This window comes from Rhodococcus sp. 05-2254-2, from assembly GCF_002259095.1.
Taxonomy (GTDB): domain Bacteria; phylum Actinomycetota; class Actinomycetes; order Mycobacteriales; family Mycobacteriaceae; genus Rhodococcoides.
Genome location: NZ_NOZJ01000003.1, coordinates 164,937 through 185,811, shown reverse-complemented (window position 1 = coordinate 185,811; position 20,875 = coordinate 164,937). Strand labels below are relative to the sequence as shown.

Sequence of the window (20,875 nt, the reverse complement as noted above, 5' to 3'; positions counted from 1 at the left end):
TCGTCACGACGACGCGATCACCGACTCCGCCCGTTCGATCAACGATGCCAGAGCGGTGTTCAGCCCCTCCGCACCGAGGGCGGGCAAGATCCCCGGAACCAGTGCCGACAGAGTGACCGTCACCAGAGCCTGCGGCTTCATCGCCGAGCCCATCGTTGCCGACATCTGAGCCAGTTTGGCGTGCAGAGCAGCGAAATCGACCGTCGTCGACTCGTGTTCGAGGGCCACCGCATCGGGTGCGACGGCCGCTGCGCGGGCAATCAGATCCGGCAGATCGTCTACCGTCTTGGGCTTGGTTCGCGGTGCGAACTCCGCTTTCTCCTCCTCGGAGAGGATGTCGATGGACCGCAGCACCACATCCGGATCCGAGACCACGGCATTCAGAATCCGCAGCAGCCGATCTGCGAACGTCGCGATCGACGACTCGTCGAGGATCGCCGTCGCGTAGGTGAACGTCGCCTCGATGTCGCGCAGTGCTCCGGTGTCGTCGAATCGTTCGACGGCGGTCAGCTGCAGATCGAACTTGGCCTGGTCGTCGCCCGCGGGCAAGGCCTGCACGTGCAGACCCGGCAACTCGAACGATCCGGTCACGTGGTTCTGGAACGTCAGCATCGCCTGGAACAGCGGAGTGTAGGCACTCGACCGCGCCCGGCCCAGTGCGTCGACGAGCCGCTCGAACGGGACGTCGGCGTGGCCGAACGCTGCCAGATCCTTGTCCTTGGCCTGCTGCAGCAGCTCGGCGAACGTGCCGCCCTGATCGAGTCGAGTTCGCAGCACGAGCGTGTTGACGAACATGCCGACGAGCTCGTCGAGTTGCTGTTCACCGCGACCGGCAGTGGGTGTGCCGATGCTGATGTCGGAGGAGTTGCTCAGCCTCGAGAGCAGCACGGCGAAGGCACTGTGCACCACCATGAACGTCGTCGCGGAGTGTTCGCGAGCGATCTTCTCGATCGCCGATGCGATGTCGGTGCCGAACGAGAATTCGTACGAGGCACCGTGCATCGTCGGGCGAGGCGGTCGCGGCCGATCCAGCGGAAGTGCCAACTGTTCCGGCGCTCCTGCCAACTCGGTCGTCCAATACGCCAGTTGCTTCGCGAGTGGACTCTCGGGATCGTTCTCGCTGCCGAGCACGTCACGCTGCCACAGCGCGAAGTCGGCGTACTGGACCGGCAGCGACGTCCATGCCGGCATCTCCCCCGCAATCCGAGCGGTGTACGCCACCATGACATCACGGATCAGCGGACCCATCGAGAAACCGTCGGCAGCAATGTGGTGTGCCACCACGGCGAGCACATGCTCGTTGTCGGCGACCTGCAGCAACGCAGCGCGCACCGGCACCGACTTCGTGACGTCGAACCCGGCACCGAGGGTCTCGGTCAGGCGGGAGATCACTGCATCCGGTTCCACCCGCTCGGGCGTCAGATCGACCCCTACCTCGGAGACGGAAACGATCTGCTGCACCGGCCCGTCCACAGAATCGGGGTACGCCGTGCGCAGAATTTCGTGGCGCCCCAGAACGTCGTCGAATGCCCCACGCAGGGAGTCGACGTCGAGTGCGCCGGTCAGACGGACCGCGACAGGAATGTTGTACGCCGAGGAACCGGGGTCGATCCGGTTGATCGTCCACATTCTTTCCTGAGCGATCGAGAGTGGAAGCAGATCGGGCCGCTCACGAACGGTCAGTTCTCGGCGCGCACCGCCCCCGACGAGCGGGGCGATGTGGGCGGCCAGGCCTGCGACGGTCGAGGCCGCGAACACAGCTCGCACCGGGATCTGGGCGTCGAGAGCCTGGCCCAGCCGCGAGACCAATTGCGTTGCGACCAAAGAGTTTCCGCCGAGCGCGAAGAAATCGTCGTCGAGTCCGGCACGGTCCAGACCGAGCAGTTCCGCCACGGTGGCCGCGACGATCTCTTCGACCGGAGTGACCGGGGCGCGGAACTCGGCAACCTCGAACTGCGGTGCCGGAAGTGCCCGTCGATCCAGTTTGCCGTTGGCGTTGAGCGGAAGGGCATCGAGGACGACGAACGCTGCCGGAACCATGTACGACGGCACGGCGCGGGCGAGTTCGGCTTCGACACTCGCCACGTCGAGTACTGCTCCGGACGTACCGACGACGTAGGCGACCAACTGGTCCCCCATCGATTCGCCGGAGTGCACCACGACGGCGGTGTCGGCCACCGTCGCCTGTGTGCGCAGGGCTGCCTCGATCTCACCGAGTTCGATGCGGAAGCCGCGAATCTTGACCTGGAAATCGGCACGCTCGATGTATTCGAGGCGGGCCGCCGCGGGTGCGTCGTCGACGAGCGGAATCCGCCAGCGCACGAGGTCGCCCGTGCGATACATCCGCGTTCCGTTCGCGTCGAACGGATTCGCGACGAACCGTTCGGCGGTCAGGTCTGCTCGGCCGAAATATCCTCGCGCCAGCTGCGCACCGGCGAGATAGAGCTCTCCCGTGACTCCGGCAGGAACCGGATGAAGGCGCGAGTCCAGCACGAACACGGCGGTGTTTGCCTCGGGCACGCCGATCGGCACGGTGACGGTGTCGGCATCGGTGACCGGATGCGAGGTCACCGACACCGCAGCCTCGGTCGGGCCGTAGAGGTTGAACAGCTCGGTGGAACCGTTGTGCCGCCGGAAGTCCTGTGCCACCGCTGCGGGTAGTGCTTCACCGATGGCCAGGACACGTCGCAGATCGGGTGACAGCTCGCCCGCGGCAACGGTGCCGAGCATCGACAACATCGACGGCACCAGATGCAACGTCGTCACCGCGTGCCGACGGATCAGCGTGAGCAGGTAGTCGGGATCGCGATGACCCTCCGGGTTCGCGATGACGAGTCGCCCACCCGAGGTCAGTTGCGACCAGAACTCCCACACCGACAGGTCGAACGTCGCTGCGGTCTTGAGCAGAGACGCATCGGTTCCGTCGAGGCCGTACTCCGCGCGCAGCCAGTTCAACTGGTTGACCACTGCGCCGTGCGAGACCGCCACGCCCTTGGGCCGGCCGGTGGAGCCGGACGTGAAGATGACGTAGGCCGTGGTGTCGGCGGAGAGTTCACCGCAGCGCTCGGAGGTCTCGACCGGCGCGGACGAGTAGCCCTCGAGATCGAGTTGCGCCAGATCGACGACCGTTGCTGCAGAGGAGATCTCCGGGCCGACAGCACCGGATGTCAGTACGCACAGCGGAGCTGCGGTCTCCAACACGAGCGCGTTGCGCTCGGCCGGCTGATCCGGATCGATCGGAACATAGGCACCTCCGGCCACGGAGACGGCGTACATGCCGACGAGCAGATCCACCGAACGCCGAATGGCAAGCCCCACCGGCACTTCGGGTCCGACACTTAGACCGATCAGATGACGGGCCAGACGCGACACCCGCTCGGAGAACTCGCCGTACGTCAGTGTGCCGTCGTCGTGCACGAGTGCAACGGCGTCACCGTTGCGCGCTGCCGAGCCCGCGAACAGATCGGCGAGCGTGGTGCCATCTGCCGAATCGAACTCGCGGTCGGTGTCGTTCCATTCCTCGACAATGGCGGGCAGCTCACCGTCGAGGAACAGATCGAGATCGCCGATCGGGGTCGACGGTGCCGCTGTGACAGCGTCGAGCACGGCCTCGAACCGGGCTACGAGCGAACGCGCGGTGCGCTCGTCGAACAGGTCGGTCGCGTAGGTCAACAACGCATCGGCCCCGCCCGACGCCTCGTCGCCGCTCGATGCGTCGGAGACGATCAGATGCAGGTCGAACTGCGACGTTCCGGTCTCGGTGTCCAGGGCCGAGATATCCAGTCCGTCGAGCTCGAATTCTCGGCGCGCGAAGTTCTGGAACGAGAAGCCGACCTGGAACAGCGGGTGACGCGCCGTCGACCGGGTGGGGTTGACGACCTCGACGAGCCGCTCGAACGGTATGTCGGAGTTGGCGAAAGCCTGCAGATCGGTTTCCCGAGCCGCGTCGAGGAGGTCCTCGAAGCTCGCACCGCCCGCCACGTCGAGCCGCAGCACCAACGTGTTCACGAACATCCCGACGAGGTTCTCGATCTCCGCTTCGCCGCGACCCGCGATCGGAGTTCCGACGACGATGTCCGACGATCCCGACATGCGCGAGAGCAGCACGGCGAACGCCGCGTGCACGGCCATGAACACCGTCGCGTTGTGTGCGCGTGCCAGTTCGGTCAGTCGAGCGTGCGCGGCTGCGTCGATCCGGAAGTCGACGCGGCTGCCCCGGAAGGTCTGCTCGGCGGGTCGCGGGCGATCGAGCGGTAGTTCGATCTGCTCGGGCAGCTCGGCCAGAGCGCTTTCCCAGTACCGAATCTGCTGCGCAGCAATCGATTCCGAATCCTCCTCGGATCCGAGACCCTGCCGTTGCCACAGCGCGTAGTCGGCGTACTGCACCGGCAACGGTGCCCACGTCGGATCGGAACCACGGGTGCGCGCGGCGTATGCGGTCATGACGTCGGTGGACAGCGGCATCACCGACAGACCGTCGGCGCTGATGTGGTGGATGACCATGCCGAGTACGAATTCGGTGTTCGAGACTCGGAAGAGTGCGGTCTTCAGCGGAACCTGGGTGGTGACGTCGAACGTCGCCGACAGGAGCTCCAGAACCTGCGCGGTCACCGACTCCGCGTCGGTGTCGATCACCTCGAGGGTGGTGGCCACCTGGGACATCGGCACGATCACCTGATGCGGGCCTTCGGGTGAATCCGGGTAGACCGATCGCAGAGTCTCGTGACGCTCGATCACGTCGGAGACGGCACGCCGCAACGCGTCGACGTCGAGACGCCCGCTGAGCCGAAGCGCGAACGGGATGTTGTACGCCGTGGACTCGGAATCGAAGCGGTTGAGGAACCACATCCGCTGCTGCGCGAGCGAGAGCGGTACTCGGCTCGGTCGCGTCGATGCCACCAGCGCCGGACGCGCGCCTGCGCCCGAACCCTGCTCGACCCGCGCTGCCAGAGCCGCGACGGTCGGGGCCTCGAACAGTGCGCGGACGGGGACAGTGGTGTCCGCTGCGGCACCCAGCCTGGACACCACTTGCGTTGCCACCAGCGAATTGCCGCCGAGCTCGAAGAAGTCGTCGTCCAGACCGACGCGCTCCACTCCGAGAACGTCGGCGAAGACGTCGGCGACCATCTCCTCCACCGGAGTGGTCGGTGGCCGGAACTCACGCGTGCGCGCAGCCGGTTCGGGCAGCGCTCGTCGGTCCAGTTTTCCGTTGCCGGTCAACGGAATCGCATCGAGAACCACGAACGCCGAGGGCACCATGTACTCGGGAAGGTGCTCCCCGATCGCTGCCCTGACGACGTCGATGTCGATGGTCGACTCGGCCGCGGGCACGACGTAGGCAACCAGGCGTGCGGCACCGGGAGTGTCCTCGCGCACGATCACTGCGGCCTGCCCGACGGCAGGAGCGGACGCGACGGCGGATTCGACCTCGCCCAGCTCGATTCGGAAACCGCGGATCTTGACCTGATCGTCGGCGCGACCGACGAATTCGAGTTCGCCGTCGGTCGACCACCGTGCCACGTCGCCGGTGCGGTACAGGACCGATCCGTCGCCTGCGAAAGGATCGGCGACAAACCTCGTTGCGCTCAAACCGGCTCGGCCGAGATACCCGCGCGCAACCTGACCACCGGAGACGTACATCTCCCCCGGCACGCCCGCTGGCACCAGGGACAGTCGCGAATCCAGTACGTACACCGAGAGCCCCGAGATGGCGCGTCCCACCAGAGATCCCGAAGCCTGCGCTGCGGACTGCGCGTCCACGACGCGATGCGAGACGTGGACGGTGGTTTCGGTGATGCCGTACATGTTGACCAGTTGCGGGGATTCGTCGCCGTGACGATCGAACCAACCGGCCAGTCGTCGCAGTTCCAGCGCCTCGCCACCGAACACGATGTACCGCAACGAATAGTCGCCTGTCGAGCCTGCGGTCCGATCGACCTGATCGAGCTGGTAGAACGCGGACGGAGTCTGGTTGAGAACGGTGACGCGCTCACGAACGAGCAGCTCTCGCAACGCTTCCGGCGACCTGGAGGTGAAGTAGTCGACCACCACGACGCTGCCGCCGGTGGTGAGCGGGCCCCACAGTTCCCACACCGAGAAGTCGAACGCGAACGAGTGGAACAGCGTCCACACGTCGCCTCGACCGAAGTCGAAGTGCCGCTCGGTGTTCGCCAACAGCCGTACGACGTTCCGATGCGGAACGAGTACGCCCTTGGGCTTGCCCGTCGAGCCCGAGGTGTAGATCACGTACGCCGTCGCAGCCGCGGTGGCCGGAATCGGCTCGGCCACCGACACGTCGCCCACCGTCGAGGCGGTGTCGATATCGATCCGGGGAAGCGCTGCGGGGAGCTCCACGTCCACACCGGTCCACGTCAGGACGGCCACCGGACGAGAATCGGTGAGTACGAACTCGATACGGTCGGCCGGGTAGGACGGATCGATCGGAACGTAGGCACCGCCGGCTTTGAGCACCGCGAGCAGTGCGACGACGAGATCGGCGGTACGCGGCAGCACGACGGCCACCAGCGACTCCGGCCCGACCCCCTGGCCGGCGAGAATTCTCGCCAGTGCCGTCGAGGACTCGTCGATCTCTCGGTAGCTCCTGGAGGCACCCTCGAACACCACTGCGGGAGCGTCCGGGTCCTCGGCCACCCGAGCGGCGAAGAGATCGACGATCGTGTCGAGCGAATCGGCAACGGCAGGCGCGTCCTGGGCGAGTGCGAGAACACGGCCGCGTTCGGCGTCGTCCATCACGGGGACGTCACCGATTCGCTGACCCGGATCGCTTGCCACGGACTCGAGGACGCGGATCAGGCGTTCCCCGATCACACGCGCTGTGCTGTCGTCGTAGAGATCGCGAGCGAAGGTGACGTCGACGGTCATGCCGCCGTCGACGTGGTTCTCGGTGAACGTGAACTGAACGTCGAACTTGGCCGTCTCGACGTCGAGATCGACTCCGCGCACGCTCAGGCCGGGGAGTTCGAGCTCGGTCTGCTCCATGTTCTGCACGGTGAGCATCACCTGGACGAGCGGGTGCCGAGCCGCCGACCGCGGTGGGTCGAGTACCTCGACGAGCCGCTCGAACGGCACCTCGGCGTGGGCGAACGCCGACAGGTCGGTCTCGCGTGCCCGAGCCAGCAGCTCGGTGAACGCGCCGCCGTGATCGATGTCGGTCCGCAGCACCAGCGTGTTGACGAACATTCCGATGACGTCGTCGAGCGCGGCCTCACCGCGCCCTGCGACCGGAGTACCGATCGCGATGTCGGTCTCACCGGACAGCCGGGCCAACAGCACGGCGAGCGAGGAGTGCAGCACCATGAACAGTGAGCTCTGGTTGGCGCGGGCCACGTCGCCGAGGCGTCCGTGCGTGGCTGCGTCGAGGGCCAGCGTGATGTTGCCGCCGCGATACGACGACCTGTCCGGGCGGGCGCGATCGCCGGGGAAGGTGACCTCGTCCGGCAGCGACGCCAATGCCCTCGTCCAGTGCCGAATCTGGTTCGAGACCGGTGACGACGGATCGTCCTCGGAACCGAGAACGGCCTGCTGCCAGAGGGTGTAGTCGACGTAGCGGACGGCGAGCGGAGCCCAACCGGGCTCGGTGCCCGCGCTCCGGGCCGCGTACGCGACCATGAGATCCCGAGTCATGGGGCCGATCGAGAAGCCGTCTGCAGCGATGTGGTGGGTGACGAACGCCAGAACGTGGCGGTCCGAGCCCAGCTCGAACAGCGCAGCACGCAACGGCGGCTCCGCGGTGACGTCGAACCCGCCCATGGCCAGCGCCGCCAGCGCCGCCGGCAGTTCGGCTGTGGTGGTCGCAGTCGGCATCAGATCGGGAACCACCCGCTCCGCCGGAACGATCACCTGGGAGGCCACACCGTCGACCTCGGGGTAGACCGTTCGCAGCGACTCGTGCCGCTCGATCACGTCGGCCACTGCCGCGCGCAGAGCGGGGATGTCGAGATTGCCACTGAGCTCGATGGCGACGGGGAGGTTCTCCGTCGCGGACTCCGGGTCGAACCGGTTGAGGAACCACATCCGGCGCTGCGCGAGCGAGAGCGGCACCAGATCCGGCAAGTCGGTGCGCACCAGCGGAATTCGACGGCCCGAACCCGAGAGCTCGTCGAGCCTGGCCGCCAGGGCGGACACGGTCGATGCCTCGAATATCGTCCGCACGGTCACCGTGGTGTCGAGTGCCGCGCCGATTCTCGACGCCACTCTCGTGGCCACGAGGGAATTGCCGCCGAGCGCGAAGAACTCGTCGTCGGCACCGACCACATCGATACCGAGAACATCGCGGAAGACCTCGGCTACAACGGTTTCCGACGTCGTTGTCGGTGCACGGAACACACGCTGCTCGATATTCGGCTCCGGCAGAGCGCGACGATCGAGCTTGCCGTTGGGCGTCAATGGCAGCGCGTCGAGCACGACGGTCGCGGCCGGGACCATGTAGCTCGCGAGCGAACGCGACGCGAACTCCGTCAGTTCGGCGACGTCGACGGTCCCGCCGACCGTCGGTACGACGTAGGCGACCAGCTGATCGCCCGCGGCGACGGTCTGCCGAACCAGTACGACGGCGGATTCCACGGACGGATGCTTGCGCAGCACGGTCTCGATCTCGCCGAGTTCGATGCGCAGTCCTCGAAGCTTGACCTGGAAGTCGGTGCGGCCCAGATACTCCAACCGTCCCGAACCGGGGGACGCCGCGCGCCAGCGCACCAGGTCACCGGTGCGGTACATGCGCGAGCCCGGTTCTCCGAACGGGTCGGGAAGGAATCGATCGGCCGTCAGGTCCGTTCGTCCGAGATATCCGCGGGCCAGTTGAACTCCGGCGAGGTACAGCTCGCCGGCAACCCCAGGAGCGACCGGAGACAGTCGAGCGTCGAGGACGTACGTTCTGGTGTTCCACACGGGGACACCGATCGGGACGAGGTCGACGTCCGCCTCCGTCACTGCGTGGTAGGTGACGTCGACGGCCGCCTCGGTGGGGCCGTAGAGGTTGTGCAGAGCCACGCCCGGCAGGACGCGACGGAGCCTATCGCCGACCTCGGCGGGCAGCGCCTCTCCTGATGCGAACAGCGTCCGCAGAGAGCCGGCCGCAGGCGACGGCGCAGCTGCCACGACGGAGACGAAGACCTCGAGCAACGAGGGTACGAAGTGCGCCGTGGTGACCGACTGTGCCTCGATCGTCTCGAGCAGGTACTGAGGGTCACGATGGCCGTCGGGCTTGGCGATGACCAACGTGGCTCCGATCTGCAACGGCCAGAACAGTTCCCACACCGACACGTCGAACGTGACGGGGGTCTTCTGCAGCACCACGTCATCGGGGCTCAGCTCGTACTCCGACTGCATCCACAGCAGGCGGTTGACGATCGCCTCGTGTGAGACGGCCACGCCCTTGGGCTGCCCGGTCGAACCCGAGGTGAAGATGACGTAGGCGGTGTTGGACGGTGCGAGCGCACTGATTCGGTCCGCGTCGGTGATCGGTGCATCGGAGAAGCCGGACAGATCGAGGGTGTCGATATCGAGCACCTCGTAGCCGTCGGCTTCCACCGCGTCACGTGAGGTGGTCAGCACGCAGACCGGTTCCGCGGTTCCGAGAATGTGTGCGATCCGCTCGGTCGGCTGGTCCGGATCGATCGGTACGTACGCACCGCCGGCGGCGATGATCGCGTGAATGCCGACGAGGAGTTCCACCGAGCGACGGGCAGCGATGCCCACCGCGCTTTCGGGTCCGACACCGCGGGCGATCAGGAACCGCGCCAGACGGGAGACCCGTTCCTGGAATTCGCCGTAGCCGAGCGTGTCGCCCTCGAAAATCAGTGCGGCGGAGGTCGAGTCGACCTGTCCGGCGAGCGAGGCCAACGTCTGTGCCCGGTCGAGCTCGTGCGCGGTGTCGTTCCACTCCACCAGCACCCGACTGCGTTCGACGGGCTCGAGCAGCTCGATGTCGCCGACCACGGTCGAGAGGTTGTCGGCGACGGCTTCGAGAACAGTGATCAACCGATCGCCAAGCGTGACAACCGTGGCTTCGTCGAAGAGATCGGTGGCGTAGGTGACGTCGACGGTCATGCCCTGCGGAGCACCGCTCGGTCCGATCGACTCGACGAACGTGAACTGCAGATCGAACAGTGCGACCAGCGTCTCGAAATCGACACCGGAGACCGACAGTCCCGGCAGTTCGAGATCCTTCTGTCCCAGGTTCTGGAACGCGAGTACCACCTGCACGAGGGGATGCCGAGCCGTGGATCGGGCGGGGTTGAGAATTTCGACCAGCCGCTCGAACGGTACGTCCACGTGGGCCAGAGCCGACAGGTCGGTCTCGCGGGTATCGGCGAGAACCTGGTCGAATCGCCGTGACGTGTCGATCTCGGTGCGCAACACCAGCGTGTTGACGAACATGCCGATCAAGTCGTCGAGGGCGGCCTCACCGCGACCGGCGACCGGGGTGCCGATCGCGATGTCGGCCTCGCCGGACAACCGCGACAGCAGTACGGCCAACGAGGTGTGCACCACCATGAACAGCGAGGCGTTCTCTGCTCTGGCGGCATCGATCAGCGCGCGGTGCAGATCTTCGTCGATGGAGAAGCGTACGAGCGCGCCACGGTTCGACGCCACGACAGGCCTCGGTCGGTCGGACGGCACGTCGAGCTGATCCGGAAGGCCGGCCAGCGTGGCTGTCCAGTAGTCGATCTGCTGCGAGACGACCGACTGCGGGTCGTCCTCGGAACCGAGTACTTCGCGCTGCCAGAGGCTGTAATCGGCGTAGTCGACGGGCAGCGGAGACCAGAAGGGCTCCTGGTTCAGCGAGCGAGCCGCGTACGCGTTCATCACGTCTCGGGTGAGCGGGCCCAGTGAGAACCCGTCGGCCGCGATGTGGTGGACGACGAACACCAGCAGGTGCTCGGTGGGGCTGACCTCGAAGAGCCTGGTTCGGAAGGGCAGGTCCTTCGACAGGTCGAATCCGGTGGTCGCCAGTTCTCGCAACGCATCCGCGACCTCGTGCGCGGCGATGTCGACGGGCGTCAGATCCGGTGTGGCCGTGGCTGCGTCGACGATCACCTGATGTGCGGTTCCGTCGGTCTCCGGGAACACCGTGCGCAGGGACTCCTGCCGAGCCACGACGTCCGCGACCGCGATCTGCATTGCGCGACGGTCCAGCAGACCGGACAGTCGCACGGCGATCGGGATGTTGTTGGCTGCGGATTCGACGTCGAACTTGTTCAGGAACCACATCCGCTGCTGCGCGAGCGACAACGGAATGTGTTGCGGCCGTTGCTGAGGCACCAGCGGCGGACGGCTTCCGGTGGCGACGAGTGTGCCCAACCGCGCGGCCAGATCGGCCACCGTGGAGGTGTCGAACAGCTCTCGGACCGCAATTCGAGTGTCCATGGCGACGCCCAGTCGTGACACCAGTTGTGTTGCGATGAGGGAGTTTCCGCCGAGCTCGAAGAAGTCGTCGTCGAGACCGACGCGCTCGACTCCGAGGACCTGGGCGAAGACCTCCGCAACGGTGCGTTCGATGTCGTTGGTCGGTTCCCGGTACTCGGTCACCTCGAAAGCGGGATCGGGCAGAGCCTTGCGGTCGAGCTTTCCGCTGGCACCGAGCGGAAACTCCTCGAGCACGATCAGCGTCGACGGCACCATGTACTCCGCGAGTCGAGAGCGCAGGGCACCGAGGACGGCTCCGGTCTCCACCGAGGCACCGGACGGTACGACGTACCCGACGAGTTGGTCGTTGCGGACCACGACGACTGCCTGAGAGATGGAGCGTTGTGCCAGCAATGCGGATTCGATCTCGCCGAGTTCGATGCGCAGGCCGCGCAGCTTCACCTGGAAATCCGAACGACCCACGTACTCCAGCTCGCCGTCACGGTTCCACCGCACCACGTCGCCGGTCCGATAGAGGCGCTGCCCGCCCGTTGCGAACGGATGTGCCACGAAGCGATCCGCGGTCAGGTCGGGGCGGCTCACGTAGCCGCGAGCCAGCTGTGTACCTGCGAGATAGAGCTCACCTGCGACACCGACGGGAGTGGGATTCAGCCGCGAGTCGAGCACGTACACGGCGGTGTTCCACACCGGCGCACCGATCGGCATCACGTCCGAATCCTCGTCCGTGACAGCGTGATAGGTGACGTCGACGGCAGCCTCCGTCGGACCGTAGAGGTTGTGCAGCTCGACTCCCTTCACCGCTCGGCGTAGTGCACGAGCCGTGGTGGGAGCCAGTGCCTCGCCGGATGCGAACACCAGCCGCAGTGTGGCACCCGATGCTCGGCGTCGCTCCACCTCGGGGACGAAGACGGACATCATCGACGGTACGAAGTGCACCACCGAGACATGTTCGCGCGCAATGACGTCGAGCAGATACATCGCGTCGCGGTGACCGTCCGGAACAGCGATGGCGACCGATGCGCCGTTCTGCAGAGCCCAGAAGAACTCCCACACCGAGACGTCGAAGGTCGACGGAGTCTTCTGCAGCACCACATCGTCGGCGTTCAGCCGATACTCGTGCTGCATCCACAGCAGGCGGTTGACGATCGCCTCGTGCGAGACCCCGACACCCTTGGGGCGACCTGTCGATCCCGACGTGAAGATCACGTAGGCGATGTTCGAGGGCCGCAGCGGGGCTGCACGGTCGGCGTCGGTCAACGGCGTCGAGGACATGTCGGACACGTCGAGTGTGTCGATGTCGATCGTCTCGACCCCGGCGAACTCCACGTGATCTCGCGTGGTGGACAGCACTCGGACCGGTGCGGCCGTGGCCACGATGTATTCGTTGCGATCGGCCGGCTGTGTCGGATCGATCGGAACGTACCCGGCTCCGGCCTTGACGATCGCGTACATACCCACGAACAGGTCGAGGCTGCGTCCGATGGCGAGCCCCACGAGGGAGTCGGGCCCGACACCGGTCGACACCAGATGTCGCGCAAGACGATTGGCTCTCGCAGCGAACTCCGCATACGTCAGCCGCTCCACCTCGAACACCAGAGCCGGTGCATCGGGGGTCCGGTCGACCTGACGGTCGAACAGGTCGACCAACGTCACCTGCTTCGGCACGTCGTGTTCGGTCCGGTTCCACGCCGTGACGACGCGCTCGCGCTCGCCGTCGTCGAGTAGGTCGATGTCTCCCACCGACAGCGAGGGATCTGCGACCACGGCCGTGAGCATCCGCACGAAGCGTTCCGCAAATCCTCGGACCGTCGCGGCGTCGAAAAGATCGGTCGCGTAGGTCAACTCGGCTGCCATGCCCTGTCCGCGACCGTCCACTCCGATGGACTCGGTGACGGTCAGCTGCAGGTCGAACTTCGCCACCTCGGCATCGAGGGCGACGCTGTCCACCGACAGTCCGGGTAGGTCCACGTGCGTACGAGTGAGGTTCTCGAACGAGAGCATCACCTGGAACAGCGGGTGCCGCGCCTGCGACCGGGACGGGTTCAGCACCTCGACCAAGCGCTCGAACGGCAGATCGGCGTGCCCGAACGCACCGAGCGCGACCTCGCGGGCGCGGCCGATCTGCTCCGAGAACGTGCGACCCGACTCGATGTCGGTGCGCAGCACGAGGGTGTTGACGAACATGCCGACCACGTCGTCCAGGGCTGCGTCGCCGCGGCCTGCGACCGGGGTACCGATCGCGATGTCCTCGGTGCCGGACAGGCGCGCGAGCAGTACCGCCAGAGCGGCGTGCACGACCATGAACAGCGATGCGTTGTGCGTGTGGGCCAGCGAGGACAGGCCTCGGTGGACCTCGGCCGGTACCTCGAATCGGATCGACGATCCCTGGTACGACTGACGGTTCGGGCGCGGCCGATCGGTCGGCAGGTCCAGCTGGTCGGGCAGACCGGCAAGCATGTCGGCCCAGTAGTCGACCTGACCGGAGATCAGCGAGTGCGGATCGTCCTCGGAGCCGAGAACCGAACGCTGCCACAGGCTGTAGTCGGCGTACTGCACCTCGAGCGGCATCCACGCCGGGTTCTCCCACGCGGTGCGTGAGGCGTACGCGATCATGAGGTCGCGGGCCAGTGGACCCATCGACCAGCCGTCGGCCGAGATGTGGTGCACCACCATGGCGATGACGTGCTCGCGGGGACCGATCTCGAAGAGGCGAGCCTGAATCGGAACGTTGACCGTCACGTCGAACGTCGTCGACGCGAGCGTGAAGACCTGCCGCTGGATATCGGTCGCGGACGTCGGAACGGGCATCAGGTTCGGCACCGTCTGCGCGGCGTCGAGGATGGTCTGCTGCGGGCCGGCCGCGGTGTCGGGATAGACCGTGCGCAGCGATTCGTGACGGTCGATGACGTCCATGATCGCCACCTGCAACGCGGCGACGTCGAGTTCGCCGGTCAGTCTCAGTGCGAACGGAATGTTGTACGCGGTCGAATCGGCGTCGAATCGATTGAGGAACCACATTCGCTGCTGCGCGAGCGAGAGCGGAATGCGCTCGGGCCGCACGGTTGCGACGAGCGCGACGCGGCCGCCCTCCCCTGCGGCCTGCTCCACCCGTACCGCGAGCAGCGCTACGGTCGATGCCTCGAACAGCATGCGCACCGGCACGGTCGCATCGAGAGCGACTCCGAGGCGCGAGACCACCTGCGTGGCGATCAGCGAGTTGCCGCCGAGTTCGAAGAAGTCGTCGTCGAGACCCACGCGTTCCACGCCGAGAACGTCGGCGAAGACGTCGGCGACGATCTCCTCGATCGGTGTGGTCGGGGCGCGGAACTCGCGCACCTCGAACACCGGAGCCGGCAGTGCCCGGCGATCGAGCTTGCCGTTGACGGTCAGTGGGATCGAGTCGAGCACGACGAAAGCCGACGGCACCATGTACTCGGGAAGTACCTCTGCGATACCGGTTCTGATGTCTTCGATGTCGACGATCGGTCTGCCCTCGACCGCGGCGGACACCACGTAGGCGACCAGTCGAGCTGCACCGGGCGAGTCCTCGCGCACGACCACGGCGGCCTGGGTGACGGTCGGCTGCGCGGACACCGCCGCCTCGACCTCACCCAGTTCGATGCGGAATCCGCGCACCTTGACCTGGTCGTCGGAACGTCCGAGGTACTCGAGTTCGCCTGCGGCGTTCCACTGTGCGAGGTCACCGGTTCGGTACAGCAGCGATCCCTCGTCGGCTCCCGACGCGAACGGGTTCGCCACGAAGCGGACCGACGTCAGTTCCCGGCGACCGAGGTAACCGCGGGCGAGTTGTCCACCGGCGACGTACATTTCACCGGGCACCCCGACCGGAACCGGGTGCAGGCGAGTGTCCAGTACGAATACCCGCAGCCCGGCGATCGGCTTACCGACCACCGACGCACTGGTCTCGACGGACGCGGCATCGAGCGCACGGTAGGACACGTGCACGGTCGTCTCGGTGATGCCGTACATGTTGACGAGCTGGGGCGCACTGTGCCCGTGCCGTTCGAACCAGCCGGTCAGCCGTCGTTGTTCGAGGGCTTCGCCGCCGAAGATCACGTACCGCAGCACCAATTCGCCGTGCGCGGTCGCCGTCGTGCGATCGGCCTCGGAGAGCTGATAGAACGCCGACGGCGTCTGGTTGAGCACCGTGACCTGCTCGTCGACGAGCAGTCGGTGGAATGCCTCCGGCGACCGTGAGGTGAAGTAGTCGACGACGACCAACGTGCCGCCGTACAGCAACGGTCCCCACAGCTCCCACACCGAGAAGTCGAATGCGTAGGAGTGGAACATCGTCCAGACGTCGTCGGCACCGAAGCCGTAGACAGAATCGGTGTTGTCGAGCAGCCGAACGACGTTGCGATGCGGAACCATCACGCCCTTGGGACGCCCCGTCGAACCCGAGGTGTAGATGACGTAGGCGACGTTGTCGGGCCGCAGCGGAGCAGTCCGATCCTCGTCGGTGACGGGATCGTCGGACACCGAGGACAGATCGACGGTGTCGATATCGAGCAGCGCTGCGCCGGTACGTGATTCGACGTCGGACGGCAGTTCGACTCGGTCCGAGCCGGACAACAGAACGGTGGTGGGGCGAGCATCGTCGAGCATGTACTCGACCCGGTCGAGTGGGTAGCTCGGGTCGACGGGGAGGTATCCACCGCCGGCCTTGATCACCGCGACGAGCGCGACGACCAGTTCCGCCGACCGAGGAAGTGCTACGGCGACCAGGCTTTCGGGGCCGACGCCGTGCGAGACGAGAACGCGCGCAAGGCGATTGGACTGCGCATCGAACTCCGCGTAGGTCATCGACGAGCCACCGAACCGCACCGCGACGGCGTCGGGGTGATCCGCGGCTGCTGCATCGAGCAGATCCACCAGGGTCAGCTCTCGTGAGACGTCGTCTCCCGAGACGTTCCACTGCGACACCACGGCACGGTGCTCCGCGGCGTCGACGATCGTGACGTCGCCGACCGGCACTGTCGCGTCCGTTGTGACCGCGTCCAGAATCGCCAGGAAGCGACGCGCGAAGCTCTCGACGAGATCTTCGTCGAACAGATCCGTTGCGTACTCGAACACCGCATCGATACCCGCGGGCGCTCCGTCGTCGAGGTGCTCGGTCAGCCACAGCTGTATGTCGAATTTGGCGATGGGAACATCGAATTCGGCGGCTTCCGCGCGCAGGCTGCCGACGGTGAGTTCACGAGACATCGCCGATTCGAGTGAGATCGCGACCTGGAACAGCGGGTGCCGAGACGTCGAGCGGACCGGGTTCAGCACCTCGACGAGGCGCTCGAACGGCACGTCTGCATGCGCGAACGCGGACAGATCCGTGTCTCGTACGCGCGAGAGCAGATCCTCGAAGGTCAACGCCGGGTCGACCTCGGTGCGCAGTACGAGCGTGTTGACGAACATGCCGACCAGGTCGTCGAGAGCGGGCTCTCCCCGACCGGCCACGGGCGCACCGATGGCGATGTCGGTGGTACCACTGAGCCGGGCGAGCAGCAGCGCGTACGCCGATTGCACGACCATGAACAGCGAGGCGTTGTTCGCTCGGGCCAGGTTCGCCAGCGAGGCATGCAGATGCGCCGGAACGTCGACCCGGAGCTTGCTGCCCGCGTTCGAGGACACGGCGGGCCGTGGCCTGCTCGACGGCAGCGCCAGTTGATCGGGCAGATCTTCGAGAGTCGCGCTCCAGTAGGCGATTTCGCGCGACGCCAAAGACAGCGGATCGGTCTCGGGACCGAGCACCGCTCGCTGCCACAACGCGTAGTCGGCGTACTGGACCTCGAGAGGGGTCCACTCGGGTGCGCGCCCCTTGACGCGGCTCGAGTACGCCACCAGCACGTCCCGCGCCAGTGGGCCGAACGACGCGCCGTCGGCGGCGATGTGGTGGAGCACCATCGCGAGTTCGTGTTCGGTCGGTGAGATCTCGAAGAGTGCGATGCGGAACGGTGTGTCGACCGTGACGTCGAATCCCTTGGCGACCAGTTCGTGCAGCCGTCCACCCAGTTCGTCGCGTTCGATGCGGACCGGCAGGATCGTCGCCGGAGTCCGTGCGGCCGTGAGTACGACCTGTTCCGGTGAGCCGTCCACTTCGGGGTAGACGGTGCGCAGCGTTTCGTGTCGATCGACGACGTCGGCGAATGCGGCAGACAGCGCCACCACGTCCAGCGGGCCGGTCAGACGAACGGAGAACGGCAGGTTGTACGCCGCGGTGGTCGGGTCGAAGCGGTTGAGGAACCACATCCGCTGTTGCGCAGGTGAGAGCGGAATACGCTCGGGGCGTTCCCGCGACTCCAGAACCGGGGTGTCCGCCCCGAGCCGGGCCGCCGATTCGGCCCTGGCCGCGAGTGCGCCGACCGTGGGAGCCTCGAACAGCTCACGGACACCGAGGCGCACACCGAGAGCGCTGCCGACTCGCGTCACCAACTGCGTGGCGATCAGAGAGTTGCCACCGAGCTCGAAGAAGTCCTCGTCCAGACCGACCTTGGAGGCTCCGAGCAGATCCTCGTAGATGCCCGCGACGACGTACTCCGCTCGGCTCTGCGGAGCCCGGTACTTCTTCGCACTGCTGAACACCGGCTCCGGCAACGCTTTTCGGTCGAGCTTGCCGCTGGTGTTCAACGGCAGGGCGTCGAGGACGACGACCGCTGCAGGCACCATGTACGACGGTAGGGCGTGACCGGCGAACTCGATCGCCGTGGCCGACTCGATGGATCGCCCGGGAGCCGCGACCACATACGCCACCAACTGATCACCGGTGACCGTCTGGACAACCAGTACCACTGCCTGCGAGATGGATTCGTTGGCGAGCATAACCGTTTCGATCTCGCCGAGCTCGATGCGTTGGCCGCGGAACTTGACCTGGAAATCGGTTCGTCCGATGTAGTCCAGCACTCCGTCGCTACGCCAGCGTACGAGGTCACCGGTGCGGTACATCCGCTCGCCGTCGGTGCCGAAGGGGTTGGCGACGAAGCGATCCGAGCTCAGATCCGGTCGGCCCACGTAGCCGCGCGCCAACTGGACTCCGGCGAGGTACAGCTCGCCCGATTCGCCGATCGGGGTGGGTCGCAGCCGACCGTCGAGAACGAAGGCCCTGGTGTTCCACTCGGGGACACCGATCGGAACGGTGCGGGTGTCCTCCGGTCCGCTGGGGTGATAGGTGACCGAGACCGCGGCCTCGGTGGGGCCGTAGAGATTGTGCAGCCCCGCCGAGCACAGCGCGCGGAACGACGCTGCCGTCTCGACCGGCAGGGCCTCACCGATGACGAACACGTGGCGCAGCGAACTGCAGGTGCCCATCGGCGCATTGGCCACGAACACCGTCAGCATCGACGGCACGAAATCGGTGACGGTGACCCGATGTTCGGCGATCTTGTTGGCCACGTAGACCGAGTCTCGATGCCCGTCGGGGGTGGCGAGCACCATCGTCGCGCCGACGCGCAGCGGCAGGAAGAATCCCCAGAGCGAGACGTCGAAGGTGGTGGCCGTCTTCTGCAGATAGACGTCGGAGGCGTCCATCGGATACTCCGAGAGCATCCACTCCATCTGGTTGTGGATGGCCGCGTGTTCGACCGCGACACCCTTGGGCCGTCCGGTGGAACCGGACGTGTAGATCACGTACGCAGTATTCGAAAGTCGTAGTGGCGCAGTGCGTTCGACATCCCGAACGGGTGCCGTGGACCTCGCGGCACAGTCGACGAGATCGACCGCAACCGTCTCGGTTCCCTCGGGCAGCGCCACCTCGTCGCGGGAGGAGATCAGCACGCACCGCGGCTGTGCGGAATCCAGAATGTAGGCCGTGCGATCCGCGGGGTGGTCGGGGTCGATCGGCACCCAGGCACCGCCCGCCGCGACGATCGCGTACATGCCGACGACGAGGTCGAAAGAACGGCGAATCGACAGTCCGACGAGCGTCTCGGGACCCACACCCATGTCGATCAGGTGGCGAGCGAGGCCGTTCACGCGCGCCGAGAGGTCACCGTATGTCAGCGCCTCGCCCTCGTACACCAGGGCTGTCGCATCAGGGTTCGCGGCCGCGGCGGCCTCGAATGCGGAGAGCAGAGTCCGTGGCTCGGTCTCGTGCTCGGTGTCGTTCCACCGGTCCACGACCTGCTCGCGTTCGAGACCGTCCGTCAGTGCCAGATCCCATACCGCGTCCTTCGGTCCCGACGCCACGAAGCGGGCGAAGAAATCGACGAAGCGTTCGTGGTTCCGGCCGGCTTGTTCCGGTCCGTACAGATTGGGGTTCGACTCGAAGTCGATGTGCGTGGTGGACCCGGCGACGCTGGTGTACAGATTGAGCCCGAAATCCTCGATGAGGCCGGTCGAGAGAATGTTGATGCCGCCGACCATCGACCCGAGGCGCACCTCGCCGAAGAACAGCATGATGTTGACCCACGGGCCGAAGAACGAGGCCTGACCACTGGCCGAGCCTGCATCGCGCCGGATGTCCTCGTGCCGGTAACGCTGGTGGCGCAGGGCCCCGGAGACCTCGGCGTTGACGCGCGCGAAGAGCGTCTCGACGGTGGTGTCTCCCGACACGTCGAGCCGAAGGGGAACGACGTTGGAGACCATGCCGCCGGAACGGCGAAGTACAGCGGTGGTGCGTGCGGTGACCGGCAGCGAGAGTACGACGTCTTCTCGTCCGGTCATCTGGGCGAGGTAGGCGGCGAAGCCGGCGATGACGATGGTTGCCATCGTGGTGTCCGTCTCGGCACGAAGAGCCTCGAGCCGTTCCATCGTCTCGGTGGACAGAGCTGTGCTGTCGATCTGGCTCTTCGCTGCCGGCGGAGCCGTGTGCCCGGCGAGAGTGGTGACTCCGTCGATGCCGTCGATGCGTGACGCCCAGTACTCGCGGTCGGCCTCGAAACGGGTCGAATCACGGTATGCCACGTCGATGTCGTAGACCTTGGTCAGATCCGATGCCAGGTTCTTGCTCGGCTCGGTACCTTCCACCGCTGCGGTGTACAGCTCCGCCGCACGGTTCATGAACGTGACGGCACCGAAACCGTCGAGCACCACGTGATGCACGCGCTCGTACCAGAACCACACGTCGTCCTCGAGGCGCAGGACGGTCGCCGCGATGAGTCGGTCGCGGAGAATGTCGATCGGCGCGCTGTAGTCGCCGTGCATCCACGCCAGGGCCGCTGCTCGCGGATCGGCCTCACCGCGCAGATCGAGGTAGTTCAGAGAATCGTCGAGGGTGGGGTCGACGATCTGCCGGGGCTCGGCGTCGACCTCGACGATGCGCACGAATCCCGATTGCAGTTCGAGTGCCGCCTGCGAGGATGCTCGGCGAAGCAGCTCCACGTCGAGGTCGCCGTGCAGTTCGATGTACTGGGCGATGTTCGCGGGTACCGAGGGGTCCACGTGCTGCGCGAACCACATTCCCAATTGGGCCGGTGACAGTGGGAACGACGAATGCTCGGAACTGCCGACTCCGTCGTCGTGTCCAGCACCTTCCACA

At 66.2% G+C, this 20,875-nt stretch carries 1 protein-coding gene; it reads right to left on the bottom strand.

Annotation, left to right across the window (positions count from 1 at the left end; genetic code table 11):
• Nucleotides 1-3: 3 nt before the first annotated feature.
• Complete coding sequence (locus tag CH283_RS05470) at nucleotides 4-20,874, bottom strand: non-ribosomal peptide synthase/polyketide synthase (protein ID WP_255183097.1); 20,871 nt, start codon at nucleotides 20,872-20,874, stop codon at nucleotides 4-6.
• Between the last annotated feature and the right edge of the window lies 1 nt (nucleotide 20,875).